Origin of the sequence: Abyssogena phaseoliformis symbiont OG214, assembly GCF_016592595.1 — a bacterium.
Classification (GTDB): domain Bacteria; phylum Pseudomonadota; class Gammaproteobacteria; order PS1; family Pseudothioglobaceae; genus Ruthia.
In genome coordinates, this window is sequence record NZ_AP012977.1 from 203,053 (window position 1) to 218,886 (window position 15,834).

Genomic DNA, 15,834 nt, shown 5'->3' on the forward strand with positions numbered 1-15,834 from the left:
AAATGGTTGTGAATGTTGTTGCTAGTGATGATGTTAGTTGGTTGTACTCAATTAATAAAGGCGCTACTTGGCATGCAGGTGAGACTGGCGATGGCGCTTTTAAACTCCCTTTTGGAAAAATAAACTTATCTGATGTTCAGGCTAAAGAGGTTGGTGCCACTAATATTGTTTCTTTGTTGGGGTGGTATCATAGCATAACAATAATTGAAACCATGAAAGAAGCTTTGGGTTATTTTGAATCAGGTAGCCCATATTTCGATAGTTATGCTGATTTTTCACAGTGGGTATTTGATTTAGTGTTTGGAGATTATGAGTATACACCAGTTAATATTGATTTTCCAAATGGCTTTTATTATGTTTACGCATCTAAAACTAAAGAAGAATGGCTTGAAGAACAACTTGTATGGACAGAAGAGGAAAACACTTGGATTGTGGAGGCATCTGAGTACTTAGTTCAAAAGCAAAACTGGAGCGAGTACTTTACCAATGCCAACCCCATTATTTTAGACCTTGATGGCGACGGTATTGAAATCACCACAAGAGACAACTCTAACTACTTATGTTGATTTGGATGAGACGGGCAATGCAGGTGCTGATGGGAAAATATCAAGCACCAAAGAGTTTGTGTTTAGCAATTGGTCTGAGGCGGCTAATACTGATTTAGAAGGGCTAAAAGATGCCTTTGATAGTAATAAGGATGGGGTGTTTGATAATCAAGACACTTGCTTTAGTGAGTTTCGCATTTGGTAGGATAAAAATACCAATGGTGTGGTGGATGATGGGGAGTTACAAACACTTACCTCATTAGGCATCAGCTCGATTAATCTTACTACTGATGGTGCACAGCAAACCCTGAGTGATGGCAATATTGTTTATGGGCAAACCCAATATAGCAAAACAGATGGCACTTCAGGTATTGTGGCAGATGTTAGTTTTAGCTATAAAACTCATGGCTATAAAATGATACAAACTCAGTATGGTTTTAAATTTGTCTTAGAGCCAGGCAGTACTGAACGAACAAGCTATTTTCATAATAGCAATACCAAACCCATGCACCTTGACCTTGTTCAAGGCAATTATGACATTGCCACAGGCAATAATGGCGATGATACACAAGATGCCAGCCAAGCAGATTATGCAGTATTGCTTTCAGGCGGTGCGGATGATGATGTTTTATCGGTTGATAATGAAGATATGCTAGACAGCATGCATATTCAAGGTGGCAGTGGTTATGATAAGCTGGTGATTGTTGGAGGTGGTGCAAGGGATATTGATGCTGATGCACTGGGTATTGAATCGGTTGTGGTGGTAAAGACGTTATCTATGCTACATATAATGGGGGGTGATGACGTGATTAATAGTGGTGCTGGGTAGGTTATATTGATGGTGGTGCAGATGTTTTTAAATTAGCCACTCACCAAGCGAGTAGTAATACAGGCCTGACAAACTTGATTAAGGATTTTGAGACAGGGCTTGATACGCTTGATTTAAGCAATTTTAAAAGCATTCGCGCCTTGCGTGATACCACCATTAGTGAGTATGATGACAATGGTGTTTCTTATAGTAAGGTTCAAACCACTGATGGGGTGAATGCAATTTATTTAGAAGGTGTGAGTACTGCAGATTTAAATATTGATGATTTAAGTATCGTGCAACTTAGTATTGTGGGTAATAATGGCGTTTTAACCAAACATGATGATGCCACATGGATATTTACGCCAAATGTCAATTTTCGTGGCGGCATTGTACTTGAATATAAAATTAGTGACGGGCATGAATTAAGCAATGCAAGGGCTAATATTAATGTGAAAGTTTCGGATAATTTAGCAATAAATGGCGGTTTTGAACAAGGTAATCAAGCCTTCCAAACAGATTATCAAATCCTTACTCAGGCATGAGGGCATGACACCTTAGCGATTGTTGACACACCACCTAATTGGGGCTTGGGCGATACTTTTGGCTTAGGAGGTTTTGGTAAGTTTTTAATGGTTGATGGCTCTACCTTAGGAGAGGCTAAAGCTTTTTAGCAACAAGAAATTAAGTTAGATACTAATCAGCAATATCAATTTGATTATTGGGTTAATGCAAATCGTAAAGTTGAAACACAGCTTTATATTGACGGAGAAAAGGCAGGCGCAGTTTATTTAGCACAGGCAGGCGGCGCAGGATGGCTTTAAGAAAGTGTTGGCTTTATGAGTGAATCTAGTGGCGCACATATTTTTGAGCTAAAAAGCTTAGGAACTAGTGCAAGACAAAATGATTTTGGGATTGATGGCATTGTATTAAATTAAGCAGTTTTTAATAGTAATACTAATAGCCATGCAAACCATGGTTTTTTTAACTATGCTCTTAGTGTTAACAAATTAAAGGCAATGATTACATATCAGCTACAAATGGTTTTTAATATTAGCTAATACTTGTTTTCAAGTATCTATAAAAGGCCGCTATGGGCTATTGCTTTTTTTCTAAATAATTTCTATAATCAGGTGATGCATGGCAATGAAAATTGCATGATGATTTAGATTAATGACGAAAATAGGAGAGAAATATGAAGTTTGTGACAGCAATTTTAAGACCACATAAATTAGACGATGTTAGAGAGGCGTTATCTGAGGTTGGTGTGTCTGGCGTAACGGTCACTGAGGTGAAAGGTTTTGGTCGTCAAAAAGGACACACTGAGTTGTATCGAGGGGCGGAGTATCAAATTGACTTTTTGCCTAAAATTAAATTAGAAATTGCAATTGAGGCTTCAAGACTTGATGAAGTGATTGAGGTGATTAGTAATGTGGCTAATTCTGGCAAGGTGGGTGATGGTAAAATTTTTGTGACCAATTTAGACAAAGTGGTTCGTATTCGCACAGGCGAAACCGATAAAGACGCGCTTTAAGGAGTTGGCAGTGAAGAAAATATTAGCAATATTGGCGTGCTTGCCAATGGGTGTGTTTGCACAAGAGATTAACGGTGCTGATACGGCTTGGATAATGACATCAACGGCTTTGGTGTTGTTTATGACATTGCCAGGTTTGGCGTTATTTTATGGTGGGCTGGTTCGCACTAAAAATATCTTATCAATACTAATGCAGTGTTTTGCCATTGCGGGTATTGTCAGTATTTTGTGGTTTGTGGTGGGTTATTCTATTGCTTTTTCAGGTGAAAATCCTTACTTTGGTGATTTTTCTAACGTGCTTTTGGCGCAAGTCAATATCAATACGGTCAATGGCTCAATTCCAGAATCTTTGTTTGCCATGTTTCAAATGACATTTGCCATTATTACCCCAGCTTTGATTATTGGTGGTTATGCAGAAAGAATGAAATTTTCAGCGGTGTTATTATTTAGCTCTATTTGGTTATTAGTGGTTTATGCACCTATTACGCATTGGGTGTGGGGTGGTGGCTGGCTAGGCAATGTGCTTGATTATGCTGGTGGTACAGTTGTTCATATTACTGCGGGTATTGCGGCATTAGTAGCGGCTATTGTTTTAGGGCCTAGAAAGGGTTTTTTAAAAAACCCCATGCCACCGCACAACATGACCATGACCATTACGGGTGCGGCGATGTTGTGGGTTGGTTGGTTTGGTTTTAATGGTGGTTCTGCTTTGGCAGCAGGCGGGGATGCGGCGATGGCTATTTTGGTGACGCACATCTCAGCGGCAACGGGCGCGGTTACGTGGATGTTTTACGAGTGGATTAAATTTGGTAAACCAACTGCATTAGGCACAGTAACAGGCATGGTTGCAGGTTTGGGGACAATCACACCAGCCTCAGGTTTTGTAGGTCCTGCAGGTGCTTTAGTGATTGGCTTTATTGCGGGTATTGTGTGTTTTAATGCGGTGATTATCATCAAGCAAAAATTTAAAATTGATGATTCATTAGATGTATTTCCTGTGCATGGCGTGGGCGGTATTATTGGCACCTTAATGGCAGGTTTTTTTGCCTCTAAAGAGTTGGGTATTCTTTCTGGACAAGGCGGCTGGGATCGTGAGGCAATTGTGATTGCTGAACAATTACAAATTCAATTCACAGGTGTAGTGGCAACGGTTATTTACACGGCTGTTGCCACTTACCTTATTCTTAAAGTGGTGGATGTTATAACGGGCTTAAGAGTGAGTGAAGAGGAAGAACAACAAGGCTTGGACATTGTTTCTCATGAAGAAAAAGGCTACGATTTGTAAGCCAAACTAAGCTTAATTGAACCTGCTTATTGTTAGACCATTAGCAGGTTTTTTTATGTTGATAAAAACGGATTCGTATATAATTCACACTAATTAGTTTTATTAAGTAATCAAAGTGCGCATAAATCACCCACTAACTGGCTCAATGGTCGCCCTAATCACCCCAATGTTTGATGATGGGTCGATAGATTTTGGCGTACTAAAATCATTGGTGGCGTTTCATATTGACGCTGGCACTAAAGCGATCGTCTCGATGGGTACTACAGGCGAGAGCGCAACGCTTAATCAGGATGAGCATATTGAGGTAATGCGGGCAACGGTTGAGTTTGCCAATTCGCGCATTCCAGTCATTGCTGGCACGGGTGCAAATTCGACTTCTGAAGCTATTGAGCTTACTAAAGCTGCTAAAGCAATTGGTGCGGATGCTTGTCTTTTGGTCACACCATATTACAATAAGCCGACCCAAGAGGGGTTGTATCAGCATTATAAGTTGATTGCTGAAGCAGTAGATATTGACCAAATTTTATATAATGTGCCTAGTAGAACGGCGGTTGATCTCTGCGTAGAAACAGCACTTCGTTTGTCCAGCATTGATAATATTATTGGCATTAAAGACGCAACAGGTGATTTGAATGTTGCAAAGGCATTGATTGAACAATGCGCGGATGATTTTTTGCTTTATAGTGGCGATGATGCAACAGCAGTTGAATTTATTTTAATGGGTGGGCATGGCGGTATTTCTGTGACGGCTAATGTTGTACCAAAGCAGGTGGCTTGTGCTTATCAATTTGCGCTTGAGAGCAACAGAGAATCAGCAGAATCAACCAATGCACCACTGGCTAATTTGCATCAACATTTGTTCATTGAATCCAATCCAATCCCTGTTAAATGGGCAATGTTTAAAATGGGCAAGTACAATCATGGCATTCGCTTACCTTTAACGACATTATCACAACAAGCTCAAGCAATGCTAGAGCAAGATTTATCCAATTTAGGAGTTATATAATAATGGTAATCAGAAAATTAACAACACTGCTTTTGGTGTTTTCTTTAAGTGGTTGTATTTCTTTAGGCGGTAAAGAAAAACAAAAACAAGATGGACTTGGCGAAAGAGACATTAAATATTATTCAAATAAAACATTAACTTCTTTAGAAATTCCGCCAGATTTAACCAAACCCAGTGCCCAAAACGCCTTAAAGTTAAGTGAGTATGTTGCCAATATTCAAGAGGACTTGATTAGTTTTTCTGAAAAAGACAGTACAATCAAGGAAGCTTCAAATGTTTTAAGAACACCTTCTAATGTTGAGGTGATGAAATCTGGCAGTCTTCGTTGGCTGGTGGTTGATAAAAATCCAGATGTAGTGTGGGGTTTGGCTAAAGGTTTCTTTAAGTCTCATGGCTTTATTATCAAGAAAGCTAATAAAAAAATTGGAGTGATGGAGACTGATTTTTTAGAAAATCACCCAGAAATTCCTGACCAATCTTTGGGTCTTATTCGTTCTATGCTCAGAAAGGCGACAAAAACTAGATACACACTACCGATTGCTGATAAATATCGACTTCGTATCGAACCCACTGACAATGGCAACAAGACTGAGGTTTATTTATCACTCACTTCAATGCAAGAAGTATTAACCAACAAGGGTAGTGATGATGAGAATACCATTTGGCAATCTCAAGCTAAAGACCACACGCTTGAAACAGAAATGTTATACCGATTAATGACCTTTTTAGGTAGTGACCACGCACTTGCTAGAGAGAAAATTATGGCCGCTAGAGAGCAACAAGAGTTAACGGTGAAAGTTGCTAAAAGTATTGGTGGTTATGCCAAGCTGGTGTTCTCATTAACGCAATATGAAACTTGGAATAATATCGGCTGGGCGTTGGACCAACTTGGTATTGATGTTGAGGATAAAGACGTTAAAGAAGGTAGTTTTTATATCAATATTGCTAAAGAAGAGGATAAGGGTATATTCTCAAGAATGTTTGGCGATGACGCGATTAAAAAGTCTTTTCAAATTGTTGTTAGGCAAGTTGACAGCAATATAACAGAAGTTTACTTTAATGATTTATCTGAAGAGAATAAGCAAGCAACAATTGACTTTAGTTATCAATTCTTAGGCGATATTGCCAAGCAGTTTTAGTTAAATAAAGGGTGATGCTGTCACAAGACATTGTTGATAAACTCATCCATCAAGAGGTATTGGTGGATGAGTTATCAGATGAAGAATTAGCACAATTTTGCCAAATAGCCAATCTAGCTTATCGAGCTGGAAAACCTATTATTAGTGACCAAGATTATGATTTTATTTATCTTGCTGCACTTAAAGATAGAGACCCTAACAATCCGCTACTCAAATCTATAGAGCCAGAAGGGCAAGTCTTTTCTGAGGAAAAAGTCTTATTACCAGAGGTAATGCTTTCTATTGATAAGGCATACTTATGGGATAAAGTGAGTAAATGGATAGAACGCTTAGAAAAATCAGCCATGCAAATTGGACTAGATTTGAGCAATATTCAAATCAAAGCCACACCTAAACTAGACGGTTTTGCTGGATTTGATGATGGTAACCGACTTTATACGCGAGGTGATGGTAAAAAAGGCAGCGATATTTCCCGAGTATTTGAGCGAGGTTTGTGTGTTTTTAACGATGCTGAGCGTGGACTTGGTGCGGGTGAAATTGTAATTAAAAAAAGCTATTTTGAAAAATATTTAGCACACAGTTTTGAATATCCACGTAATTTTCAAGCCAGTCTTATTAAAGAAAAAACCTTAGATAAGCAAGCCCAAAAGGCCATTATAAATAAAGCCGCTTTATTTGTTCCGTTTGTTCAATTGCCCACTTGGTCAGGTCTTGTAGCTGAATTAGTTGCTAAATTTGACCAAATTGTTGCTCAGGTGTTGGTGATGGTAGATTTTGATGTAGATGGCGTGGTTTTTGAGGTAATTAATGCTGATTTAAAAACTCAAATGGGTGCTAATCGAAAATTCCATCGCTGGCAAATTGCCTTTAAAGAAAACAAAGACAAAGCACAAGTCCAAGTGCTCAGCGTGACACCTCAAGTAGGGCGTAGTGGAAAAATAACCCCAGTAGCAGAGCTAGAACCTACCTTGTTGAGTGGTGCAACCATTGTACGTGCAACAGGGCATCATTACGGGTTGGTGAAAGAGCAAGGCTTGGGTGCGGGCAGTGTGGTTGAGCTAACTCGCTCTGGGTTGGTTATTCCTAAAATTATATCGGTATTAAAACCTATGCCTGTTGACATTCCTGATAATTGTCCAAGTTGCGACAAGCCACTTGTCTGGGAATCAGACTTTCTAATGTGTACTAATCGTAAAAGTTGCCCCGCTCAAATTGTTGGAAAAATGACCTATTTTTTTAAGATATTGGCCAATAATGACGGTTTTGGTATTGCTACTATTGAAAAGCTATATGCGCATGATATTAGGTCAGTTTCACAAATTTATGCCTTAAATGTAGAGTATTTAGTGGCAATGGGGTTTGGCGAAAAAACCAGTATGAATCTTATTAGCCAACTAAACCGCTCTGTTAGTGAGCAGGTTGAAGACTGGCGTTTTTTAGCAGCATTTGGCGTGCATCGAATGGGCTTGGGTAATTGTGAAAACCTTTTAAAGTCCCATCATTTGAATGATATTTTTGATTTAAATTTAGAACAAGTAGCTAATATTGATGGCTTTGCTGAGTTAACAGCGCAAATAATTGTACAAGGGTTGGCTTCTATTGCTGATGAATTTAATCAATTATATCAATATGGTTTTAATTTGGAAACAACCATACTAACCAAAGATTTGCAAACATTAACACATGAACTATTTAATAAAAAGGTTGTTTTTACTGGCAAAATGAGCCATTCAAGAGGCGACATGAAAAAACACGCTAAGTCAATTGGTATTAAAGTTTCAACTTCCATTAGTGCCAAAATAGATTACTTAGTTATTGGTGATAAAGTTGGACAAAATAAAATCCAAGATGCTGAAAATCTTGGCGTAGTAGTGATGACTGAAGCTGATTATTTATCTAAAATTTAACTATGTAATAAATAGTACTCATAAAAAAAATAGCATTGCTTTGTTTTTATGGTTATAATTACCAGCAGTTAATACCTAAAGGCGGGTATTTAGCAAAGAACACAGACGTTTATTTAGATTTCTTGCGAAAGGAGTTTTAAATAAACGTATTTTTTTGTCAGTTTCATGACGGAGTTGAAAATAAGGTATTGAAGCCAGTCGTTAAGTTTGTATTTTTTTACAAGCATAACGACTGGCTTTTTTTGTTTTTAAAAAAGGAGAAGTTAAATGAAAATGGTAACAGCAATTATTAAGCCGTTTAAGCTTGATGATGTTAGAGAGGCACTTTCTGAAATTGGTGTTTCAGGCATTACAGCCACAGAAGTCAAAGGCTTTGGTCGTCAAAAAGGACATACAGAACTTTATCGTGGTGCAGAATATACGGTGGATTTTTTACCTAAAGTTAAACTAGAAATTGCCATTGCAGTAGATCAAGTCGATGGCGTGGTTGAAGCTATTAGCACCGCTGCTAAATCAGAAGGTGAAGGAAAAATTGGAGATGGAAAGATATTTGTTTCATCATTAGAGCAAGTACTTCGTATTCGTACGGGTGAAACTGGCTCAGTAGCACTATAAGGAGGCAACATGGAAAATACATTAATTGAAATGCAATTCGCCCTAGATACTTTTTAGTAATGGGCGCATTAGTTATGTGGATGGCTGCTGGTTTTTCGATGCTAGAAGCGGGGTTGGTTCGTAGTAAAAACACAGCTGAAATTTTGACCAAAAATATTGGGCTGTTTGCGATTGCTTGTATGATGTATATGGTGGTTGGTTATGACATTATGTATGGGGCGGTATTCTGCTAGATGGTATTAACGGTACGGGCGATAAATATTCAAATGCAGCAGATTTTTACTTTCAAGTCGTCTTTGTTGCAACAGCAATGTCAATTGTTTCAGGTGCAGTGGCAGAAAGAATGAAGTTATTTGCTTTTTTTGCTTTTGCTGTTGTATTCACAGCAGTGATTTATCCAATGGAAGGCGCTTGGACTTGGAATGGCGATGTAGTTTTTGGTTTGTTTAAATTGGCTGATTTGGGTTTTGCTGATTTTGCAGGTTCAGGTATTGTGCATATGGCAGGTGCAGCAGCAGTTTTGGCTGGTGTATTAGTTTAGGTATTCGTAAGGGTAAATATGATGCTCAAGGTAATTCTAGAGCGATTCCTGGTGCTAATATGCCAATGGCAAGCAAGGAGAAGAGAGTGTTAATGCAGTAGTAATGGTATTTTTAAACACCAACGCAGCAGCCAGCAGGTGGCGTAATCTCAGCATTGTTATTGGGTAAATTACTTTTATGGGGTAAGGCAGATTTAACTATGGCACTTAATGGCGCATTGGCTGGATTGGCGGCCATTACCGCGGGTCCAGACACGTCGAGCACTTTAGGAGCGACATTAATTGGCGGTATTTTGGCGGTATTTTCGATTAATGCTCTAGATAAAGTATTCAAAATTGACGATCCAGTGGGTGCAATTTCTGTTCATGGTGTGGTTGGCTTATGGGGTCTATTAGCAGTGCCATTAACCAATATTGGCGTGTCATTTAGTGGCCAGTTGGGGGGCAAAAGGAGCAGGAGCAATCTTTATCTGGGTATTTGGCACTTCAATAGTGTTGTGGTTAATACTTAAAAGTGATGGGTATTCGAGTTTCTGAAGAAGAAGAATTCTCAGGTGTTGATATTTCAGAATGTGGCTTGGAGGCTTACCCTGAATTTACCAAATAAAAGATAATAAGTAATACAAAAAAGTAAGCGTTTTTGGCGCTTACTTTAAATAAAATTTTTAAAATTAAAACAAGGAAAAATATGAAAAACAAGACAAAAAAGATATTATTAGCAATTGGTTTAACCTCAACAATGAGTTTTTCATCTTTAGCTGAAGAAGTACAATCATCCATTAGTGGCAATATTACTATTGCTAATGACTACATTTGGAGAGGACTGGCACAACATGTTGATAGTGCAAGCAATCATGAGAAAGAAGTGACTATCTCAGGTGGATTGGATTATGATTTTAACAATGGATTTGCACTTGGGGTATGGGGTTCAAATGTTAGTTTTAAAGACACTAATGGAAAAGATACCTCTATTGAAATGGATTTATATGGTTCATATGCCATGAATTATAAGCAGGTTGCTTATGAAGTTGGCTATATCAGTTATCAATATCCGAATGCAACCGCTGCTAGTTTTGAGGAAGTTTATGTGAGCGCATCTTACAAGGGCTTTGGATTGACTCAGTACAAGGGTATTGATGGCGCAAATGATAATTTAGAATTGTCTTATAATTTAGAATTGTCAGGCATAGATACCACATTAGTATATGGCGATTATAAAGATAGTAACAAATACCATTCTATAACACTTGCCAAATCTATGGGCGAACTTGATTATGTCATTGCTTGGAATAAATCCAAACCAACAGATGATGATAGCGAGAACCATGTTGTTTTTAGTATTGGCAAAAGTTTTTAATGTATTAAAGGATTCTGTGTTACTAGTCAAGTTTGGTTTTATATAAAAAAATTGTTATAACTTTTATCAATAAAACATAAGGCAGAATGCCTTATGTTTTTTTTTGAATTTAGAAGAAATCAGGTAGAATGAAAGTTTTAATAAAAGATACTGAGGTATAAACATGCAAGTTCAAGATATTATGTCAACCAATGTAAAAACAGTCACTCCTGATCAGCTGGTCAAAGACGTTGCTATTATTATGGTGATGGATCACATTAGTGGCGCGCCAGTGGTGGATGATGATAACAATTTAGTCGGCATTATCTCTGAAAAAGATATTCTACAACATATGTTTCCAAAATTAGACGAGGTGATGAGCGATACGCATTTTGACTTTGAAAATATGGAGCGTAATTACAAAGATACCATGAATGTTAAAGTGGGCGAATTGATGACTAAAGCTGTTGCTAGCATTGATTTAAGTATGCCATGCCTTAAAGCAGCATCCACTATGTGGCTTAGAAATTTTAGAAGAATTCCAGTGACTCACAACAATAAATTAGTTGGTATTGTGAGTATTGGTGATGTGCATAGAGCTATTTTTAAATCACGTATTAAGTGAATACCGCTTTAAAAATTATCTTAGTTGATAAAAATACAGGGCGTTCAGCCATGTTACGTAGAGCCTTGCAAGATAAGGGTCATGAAGTGATTTGTCGCATGAGTGACAGCTCAAACTTACAAGATAGTAATGAAATGACGCATGCGGATGTGGTGATTGTTAATGCAGATATTCCTGATGAACAAGTATTTGCAAATTTGACAGACATTAATAAAACCAAACCTAAACCTATTGTTATGTTTACTAAAGAATCAGGTCCTGGAATGGCAAGCTCTGCTATTAAATCTGGCGTTCATGCTTATATTGTTGATGGACTTGAAGAGAATAGAGTGCAACCCATTATTGATGTAGCGATTGCTAGATTTAGAGAGTTTCAAGCACTTAAAGACGAGCTGGATGCGATACGTAATCAGCTTTCAGAGCGTAAAGCAGTTGAAAAAGCCAAAGGCTTGTTAATACAACACAAGGGTGTTAATGAAGAAGAGGCCTACCAGTCGTTACGTAAAATGGCTATGAATAAAAATAAGCGTATTGTTGATGTGGCTGAAAGTGTGATTAATGCTTTTGAATTGCTAGAGTAGGGTTTTATTCTTTATCTAATTTTTTTCATTTCAGCATCAATTTTCTCCATCTCTGCCTCCATTTCATCATCACTCCAATCGTCATCATCTGAAGCCGCTTCTTTTTCTGAAGAATTTTTGCCAGGGTTTGGAGAGGGTCCATCAGGCGTTTCTTGCTTGTTTTGTTTGAATAATGGTGCAAAAATCAGACCTGCTTCAAATAACAACCACATTGGAATTGCAATTAAGGTTTGAGAGATGATATCAGGTGGTGTTAACAACATACCTAAAACAAAAGCACCAATAATGACATAAGGTCGGTTGCTCTTTAGTTTTTCGACCGTTGTTATGCCAAACATAATCAACAATATGGTGGCAATGGGTACTTCAAAAGCCACACCAAAGGCAAAAGAAACTTTGAGTACAAAGTCTAGATAATATTGAATATCTGGGGTAAAGTCAACAATATTAGGACCAACACTAGACAGAAAACCAAATATAACAGGAAAAACCACATAAAAAGAAAACAACAGTCCTGTGTAAAATAAAATGGTCGATGAGACAACCAATGGCAAAATCATTTGCTTTTCGTGCTTGTAAAGTGCAGGTGCAATAAACGACCAGATTTGGTATAAAAGATAGGGCATGGCCACGTAGACAGCAATAATGAGCGCCATTTTTAATGGTGTTAAAAATGGTGATATGACACCAATGGCAATAATGTTGGTATCTTCAGGTAGTACGTTGATAATGGGTGCTGCAATAAAACCATAAACTTCATTAGCAAAAGGGAAGATGCCAATAAAAATAATCAAAATAGCAATAACCGAGTGCAATAAAACATTGCGAAGTTCAACCAAATGCTGAACAAAAGTCATTTCTTTATTGGTCATTATTTTTGATCAGGGTTGTTTTTAATATCATTAAAGGTGTTTCTAGTGTCACTCAAAGTATTTTTCGTGTCATCAAAAATCTCTAAAATATTAGATTTTTTATCCACAGTATTTAGATGCTCTTTGAGTTTGTCAATCTCAAGTTCATCACTAATATCATCCTGAATATTGGCAATAAAACGCTTGGCTTTACCAACATAAGTGCCTGCTTTTCTAGCAATTGCGGGCATGCGTTCTGGCCCAACTATAATGAGTGCAATAATACCAATTAAGGTAAATTCCCAAAAGCCAACATCAAACATGGTTTATTTTTCTTGTTTTGTATCTTCTTTAATGATTTTGGCTTCAACAATATCATCTTTTGTGTCAATTTGGTCGGCTGGCTCTTCTTTTATAGATTTTTTAAAACCTTTAATGGCATTGCCCAAATCACCACCAATGTTTTTTAAGCGTTTTCCGCCAAAAAGAAGTAGTACGATTACTAAAATGATAATCAGTTCAAACGGTCCTGGCAGCATGGTTTTTTCTCCTATTGTTTAGTTGTTTCTATTGGCTTTTTCTTGTAAACCAGACAGACCAAATCGTCTGGATAATTCATTCGTTATTTGTTCTACTTTTATCTCTTTAGAACGAAGCAGTACAAGCGTGTGAAACCAAAGGTCAGCCACTTCATAGATGATTTTATCATTGGCACCATCTTTAGCTGCCATAATCACCTCAGCAGACTCCTCAGCAATTTTTTTTAAAATTTCATCCATGCCTTTATTGTATAAAGATGAGACATACGATTCATCTGCTTTAGCAGATTTTCTTTGTTCTAAAACCTGTTCTAATTTTGTTAGTATATCATCCATAAATATCTTTCGGATATTTTAATATGTTAGCAATGGTTTTCCAGTTATTTTCATCTAACTTTTGGAAAAAACAAGATTTTCTACCTGTATGGCAAGCAATCCCTCCAACTTGTTCAACCTTGAGTAGGATAACGTCATTGTCGCAATCTGTAAAGATTTCTTTAATGAGTTGTGTGTGTTCTGACTGCTCACCTTTAAACCAAAGCTTTTGACGTGATCGGGAGTAATATACCACCTGTTGTCTTTCAACACTCAGCGCTAAAGATTCTTGATTCATCCAAGCAAACATCAAAATCTCCCCTGTTTGAAAGTCTTGAGCGATTGCTGGAATTAAACCTTTGTCATCAAATCTAACTTGTTCCAATGCATTCATTGTAGTGTTACTACGCTATAAAATAGCTAATTTTACCGCTTTAATTCTATGAAATTAGTTATTTTCTATTTGTTACTAATAGGCAGAGTCTTTGCTATTGATGACTTTGTACTAAATAGTGAAAAAACCTTGTATATCGTTGATAGTGATAGTTTGAAAATGCGTATTAAAGGTATTGACACACCAGAAATTACACAAACTTGCAAGAAAATACAACACCAAACTACTGACTGTGGTCAATTATCCAAAGGGTATTTGAAAAAACTGTTAAGAAAAACACCCGGAAGATTATTAATTACCCCTATCGAGATTGACCATTATCATCGTGTTTTAGTACGTGTTTATAAAGGAGATATTAATATTGGCAAGTTAATGGTTGAGTCGGGTATGGCGTATTCTTACAAAAACACCTATCAAGCCCTATGAGTGGCGCAAGTCTAATCCCTATTAGTTTCTTATTTGAAACCGTTATACCAGCAGGGTTTTATTTTTTTATTCCTATTTTTGGATTAGGAAATAAGTATGGCAAATTAATTGATTTTTGATATCAAAAGTAGTATTATAACAATGTGAAAAAAGCTAATGAAGCAATTCCTGAGCCTTTATCAACTAAGCAGTATAGTGGTAAGTTTATGGTTAGAGTTTTGCCTGAAGTTCATAGGGGTTTATCAATACTGGCAAGTGAAAATCATATTAGTCTTAAGAATAATTAGGGTCAGAGTGTAATTTACTCATCAATTTTTTTTATTATGACCCTAATTATTAAAGATATGTCAGGGGCATATGCCATAGCTAATATCGTTCCATCTAAAATATTACTAACATCAAACAAAAAAAATCAATTTCTGTCACTACAGATAGTCCACTTACAATACTTAGTATAGTAAGTGTAATAGTTAAAAATAAAAAAACCAATCTTGAAAAATATATAAAATAATACATTCCTATTAATGTTAAAGACCAAGCTATTAAAATGAACCAATTAGTCACTAATGGCAACTCAATTATTGCTCCAATAACCCATCCAAGAAAGTACATCTAAATCTTTTTGAGGAAGCCACATATCATCAAAAAAAGGTATCAATAAAGCGATTAAATACAAAATAATTAACACTCTAAAAAATTAGGATTGTATTTTTTTGTTATATCGGCCATAATGATTTTTTTAGTTATTAGAAGTTAAAGGACTACAAGAGTTCTTATTATCCTTGTACGGCGGTAAATTTGAAGGGAGTTTTAGGCATAAAGTAGGTATCAAATCACATTTTTCTTGATCTCATAAATCTGCAAGAGCAGCTATAGGTTCTTTTATTTGGCTATGGCTGACTTTAGGTGCGCCGAATTCTGTGTCGAAGTATTGCCCTGGGAGGCGGATGTTGTTGGTGATTTGCTCTGTTGTTATATTTGCTGTGCCAAAAGGGTGTAGTTGGCTTGCCAAACGATGGTTTGGTCTTTATCGGTTAATGCTTGTGGTGTGCCTAGGTGGTTGTTATGATAGTAATATACTTGGATACTAGTATGTAACATTATCTGATGTCCAAACACCCTGTGTAAAAGTCCATGAGGTTTTATCGCCTTTTTTTAGGTTGTGTGTCTGAATGCCGTCATTAAGTTTAACACCCCAAGAAGACTTCACTTCAAATGTTAGCTTTTTGCCTTCATCAACACCACTAGGCAAAACAATATTTTTTGTCCAAGCGCCATTTCTAGTTTTGAGATGAACATGTTGATGTTCATTTATGTAGTCTTTGAGTTTTTCAGGATTGTTGTTAAGTGACTTCAAGGTTGCGTTGTCACGAATTGTAATACCAGC

Annotated in this window: 20 protein-coding genes and 2 pseudogenes; 15 read left to right on the forward strand and 7 right to left on the reverse strand. The window is 37.0% G+C overall.

Annotated elements, in window-relative coordinates:
* Positions 1 to 2 precede the first annotated feature (2 nt).
* The 13 genes and pseudogenes from CVPH_RS01340 to CVPH_RS01405 all read left to right on the forward strand — a co-directional run bounded on the left by CVPH_RS01340 (position 3) and on the right by CVPH_RS01405 (position 11,922).
* A complete protein-coding gene (locus tag CVPH_RS01340; protein WP_225879747.1) occupies positions 3 to 566 on the forward strand; it encodes a hypothetical protein in 564 nt (187 codons plus the stop codon).
* A gap of 1 nt (position 567) precedes the next feature.
* Positions 568 to 1,374, forward strand: a pseudogene (locus CVPH_RS01350) (SPM autocatalytic domain-containing protein).
* 5 nt (positions 1,375 to 1,379) lie between these two features.
* On the forward strand, positions 1,380 to 1,898 hold the full coding sequence (locus CVPH_RS01355; protein ID WP_425353137.1) for a cadherin-like domain-containing protein: 519 nt from the start codon (positions 1,380 to 1,382) through the stop codon (positions 1,896 to 1,898).
* A gap of 650 nt (positions 1,899 to 2,548) precedes the next feature.
* A complete protein-coding gene (locus CVPH_RS01360; protein WP_201338952.1) occupies positions 2,549 to 2,887 on the forward strand; it encodes a P-II family nitrogen regulator in 339 nt (112 codons plus the stop codon).
* Positions 2,888 to 2,933: 46 nt separating this feature from the next.
* Positions 2,934 to 4,172 (forward strand): ammonium transporter, encoded by a 1,239-nt coding sequence (locus tag CVPH_RS01365; RefSeq protein ID WP_201342388.1) that lies wholly within the window; start codon positions 2,934 to 2,936, stop codon positions 4,170 to 4,172.
* A gap of 115 nt (positions 4,173 to 4,287) precedes the next feature.
* Entirely contained in the window at positions 4,288 to 5,178 is an 891-nt protein-coding gene (gene dapA, locus CVPH_RS01370; protein ID WP_225879748.1) for a 4-hydroxy-tetrahydrodipicolinate synthase, read from the forward strand.
* A 2-nt stretch (positions 5,179 to 5,180) separates the two neighbouring features.
* On the forward strand, positions 5,181 to 6,317 hold the full coding sequence (locus CVPH_RS01375) for an NlpB/DapX family lipoprotein (RefSeq protein ID WP_201341758.1): 1,137 nt from the start codon (positions 5,181 to 5,183) through the stop codon (positions 6,315 to 6,317).
* Between the two features lie 14 nt (positions 6,318 to 6,331).
* Entirely contained in the window at positions 6,332 to 8,224 is a 1,893-nt protein-coding gene (locus tag CVPH_RS01380; RefSeq protein ID WP_201341759.1) for a helix-hairpin-helix domain-containing protein, read from the forward strand.
* Positions 8,225 to 8,491: 267 nt separating this feature from the next.
* Entirely contained in the window at positions 8,492 to 8,839 is a 348-nt protein-coding gene (locus tag CVPH_RS01385; protein ID WP_201341760.1) for a P-II family nitrogen regulator, read from the forward strand.
* Positions 8,840 to 8,898: 59 nt separating this feature from the next.
* A pseudogene (locus tag CVPH_RS01390) lies at positions 8,899 to 9,987 on the forward strand (ammonium transporter family protein).
* A gap of 81 nt (positions 9,988 to 10,068) precedes the next feature.
* Positions 10,069 to 10,737 carry a TorF family putative porin gene (locus CVPH_RS01395; protein ID WP_201341761.1) on the forward strand — a complete coding sequence of 223 codons (669 nt, stop codon included), beginning with the start codon at positions 10,069 to 10,071 and terminating at the stop codon, positions 10,735 to 10,737.
* 163 nt (positions 10,738 to 10,900) lie between these two features.
* Positions 10,901 to 11,341, forward strand: a complete 441-nt coding sequence (locus CVPH_RS01400; protein WP_201341762.1) for a CBS domain-containing protein — start codon at positions 10,901 to 10,903, stop codon at positions 11,339 to 11,341.
* Entirely contained in the window at positions 11,338 to 11,922 is a 585-nt protein-coding gene (locus CVPH_RS01405) for an ANTAR domain-containing response regulator (protein ID WP_201341763.1), read from the forward strand. Before CVPH_RS01400 ends, CVPH_RS01405 begins: the two co-directional genes overlap by 4 nt.
* Before the next feature lie 11 nt (positions 11,923 to 11,933).
* Here CVPH_RS01405 and tatC read toward each other — a convergent pair whose 3' ends face one another.
* From tatC to hisI, 5 genes are read right to left on the reverse strand one after another with little or no spacing between them, the layout of a single operon-like run.
* Positions 11,934 to 12,794, reverse strand: coding sequence for a twin-arginine translocase subunit TatC (gene tatC, locus CVPH_RS01410; RefSeq protein WP_201341764.1), 861 nt, complete (start codon positions 12,792 to 12,794; stop codon positions 11,934 to 11,936).
* Positions 12,794 to 13,096 (reverse strand): Sec-independent protein translocase protein TatB, encoded by a 303-nt coding sequence (gene tatB / locus CVPH_RS01415; RefSeq protein ID WP_201341765.1) that lies wholly within the window; start codon positions 13,094 to 13,096, stop codon positions 12,794 to 12,796. The genes tatC and tatB overlap by 1 nt, the downstream gene beginning before the upstream one ends.
* A gap of 3 nt (positions 13,097 to 13,099) precedes the next feature.
* Positions 13,100 to 13,312, reverse strand: a complete 213-nt coding sequence (gene tatA, locus CVPH_RS01420; RefSeq protein ID WP_201341766.1) for a twin-arginine translocase TatA/TatE family subunit — start codon at positions 13,310 to 13,312, stop codon at positions 13,100 to 13,102.
* Positions 13,313 to 13,330: 18 nt separating this feature from the next.
* Positions 13,331 to 13,648, reverse strand: a complete 318-nt coding sequence (locus tag CVPH_RS01425; RefSeq protein ID WP_201341767.1) for a phosphoribosyl-ATP diphosphatase — start codon at positions 13,646 to 13,648, stop codon at positions 13,331 to 13,333.
* The gene (gene hisI, locus CVPH_RS01430; protein ID WP_201341768.1) at positions 13,641 to 14,021 is read right to left on the reverse strand and encodes a phosphoribosyl-AMP cyclohydrolase; all 381 of its coding nucleotides are present in this window, start codon (positions 14,019 to 14,021) and stop codon (positions 13,641 to 13,643) included. Before hisI ends, CVPH_RS01425 begins: the two co-directional genes overlap by 8 nt.
* A 48-nt stretch (positions 14,022 to 14,069) precedes the next feature.
* Between hisI and CVPH_RS01435 the strand changes: the two genes are divergently transcribed.
* The gene (locus tag CVPH_RS01435; protein ID WP_201341769.1) at positions 14,070 to 14,447 is read left to right on the forward strand and encodes a thermonuclease family protein; all 378 of its coding nucleotides are present in this window, start codon (positions 14,070 to 14,072) and stop codon (positions 14,445 to 14,447) included.
* Between the two features lie 143 nt (positions 14,448 to 14,590).
* Positions 14,591 to 14,734: a toxin-antitoxin system HicB family antitoxin gene (locus tag CVPH_RS01440; RefSeq protein ID WP_201341770.1), complete on the forward strand. Its 144-nt coding sequence runs from the start codon at positions 14,591 to 14,593 to the stop codon at positions 14,732 to 14,734.
* Between the two features lie 685 nt (positions 14,735 to 15,419).
* On the opposite strand, the gene CVPH_RS01445 is transcribed toward CVPH_RS01440, so the two are convergent.
* Together CVPH_RS01445 and CVPH_RS01450 are read right to left on the reverse strand one after the other, a co-directional pair.
* The gene (locus tag CVPH_RS01445) at positions 15,420 to 15,548 is read right to left on the reverse strand and encodes an RHS domain-containing protein (RefSeq protein ID WP_201341771.1); all 129 of its coding nucleotides are present in this window, start codon (positions 15,546 to 15,548) and stop codon (positions 15,420 to 15,422) included.
* Positions 15,535 to 15,804, reverse strand: coding sequence for a hypothetical protein (locus CVPH_RS01450; protein WP_201341772.1), 270 nt, complete (start codon positions 15,802 to 15,804; stop codon positions 15,535 to 15,537). Before CVPH_RS01450 ends, CVPH_RS01445 begins: the two co-directional genes overlap by 14 nt.
* Positions 15,805 to 15,834: the final 30 nt, after the last annotated feature.

Bases quoted from the DNA above. Each gene is read 5' to 3' on its own strand.
- CVPH_RS01340 (WP_225879747.1), top strand. From the start codon at position 3: ATGGTTGTGAATGTTGTTGCTAGTGATGATGTTAGTTGGTTGTACTCA.
- CVPH_RS01360 (WP_201338952.1), top strand. From the start codon at position 2,549: ATGAAGTTTGTGACAGCAATTTTAAGACCACATAAATTAGACGATGTT.
- CVPH_RS01365 (WP_201342388.1), top strand. From the start codon at position 2,934: ATGGGTGTGTTTGCACAAGAGATTAACGGTGCTGATACGGCTTGGATA.
- CVPH_RS01375 (WP_201341758.1), top strand. From the start codon at position 5,181: ATGGTAATCAGAAAATTAACAACACTGCTTTTGGTGTTTTCTTTAAGT.
- CVPH_RS01380 (WP_201341759.1), top strand. From the start codon at position 6,332: ATGCTGTCACAAGACATTGTTGATAAACTCATCCATCAAGAGGTATTG.
- CVPH_RS01385 (WP_201341760.1), top strand. From the start codon at position 8,492: ATGAAAATGGTAACAGCAATTATTAAGCCGTTTAAGCTTGATGATGTT.
- CVPH_RS01395 (WP_201341761.1), top strand. From the start codon at position 10,069: ATGAAAAACAAGACAAAAAAGATATTATTAGCAATTGGTTTAACCTCA.
- CVPH_RS01400 (WP_201341762.1), top strand. From the start codon at position 10,901: ATGCAAGTTCAAGATATTATGTCAACCAATGTAAAAACAGTCACTCCT.
- tatC (WP_201341764.1), bottom strand. From the start codon at position 12,794: ATGACCAATAAAGAAATGACTTTTGTTCAGCATTTGGTTGAACTTCGC.
- tatB (WP_201341765.1), bottom strand. From the start codon at position 13,096: ATGTTTGATGTTGGCTTTTGGGAATTTACCTTAATTGGTATTATTGCA.
- tatA (WP_201341766.1), bottom strand. From the start codon at position 13,312: ATGCTGCCAGGACCGTTTGAACTGATTATCATTTTAGTAATCGTACTA.
- CVPH_RS01425 (WP_201341767.1), bottom strand. From the start codon at position 13,648: ATGGATGATATACTAACAAAATTAGAACAGGTTTTAGAACAAAGAAAA.
- hisI (WP_201341768.1), bottom strand. From the start codon at position 14,021: ATGAATGCATTGGAACAAGTTAGATTTGATGACAAAGGTTTAATTCCA.
- CVPH_RS01435 (WP_201341769.1), top strand. From the start codon at position 14,070: ATGAAATTAGTTATTTTCTATTTGTTACTAATAGGCAGAGTCTTTGCT.
- CVPH_RS01445 (WP_201341771.1), bottom strand. From the start codon at position 15,548: ATGTTACATACTAGTATCCAAGTATATTACTATCATAACAACCACCTA.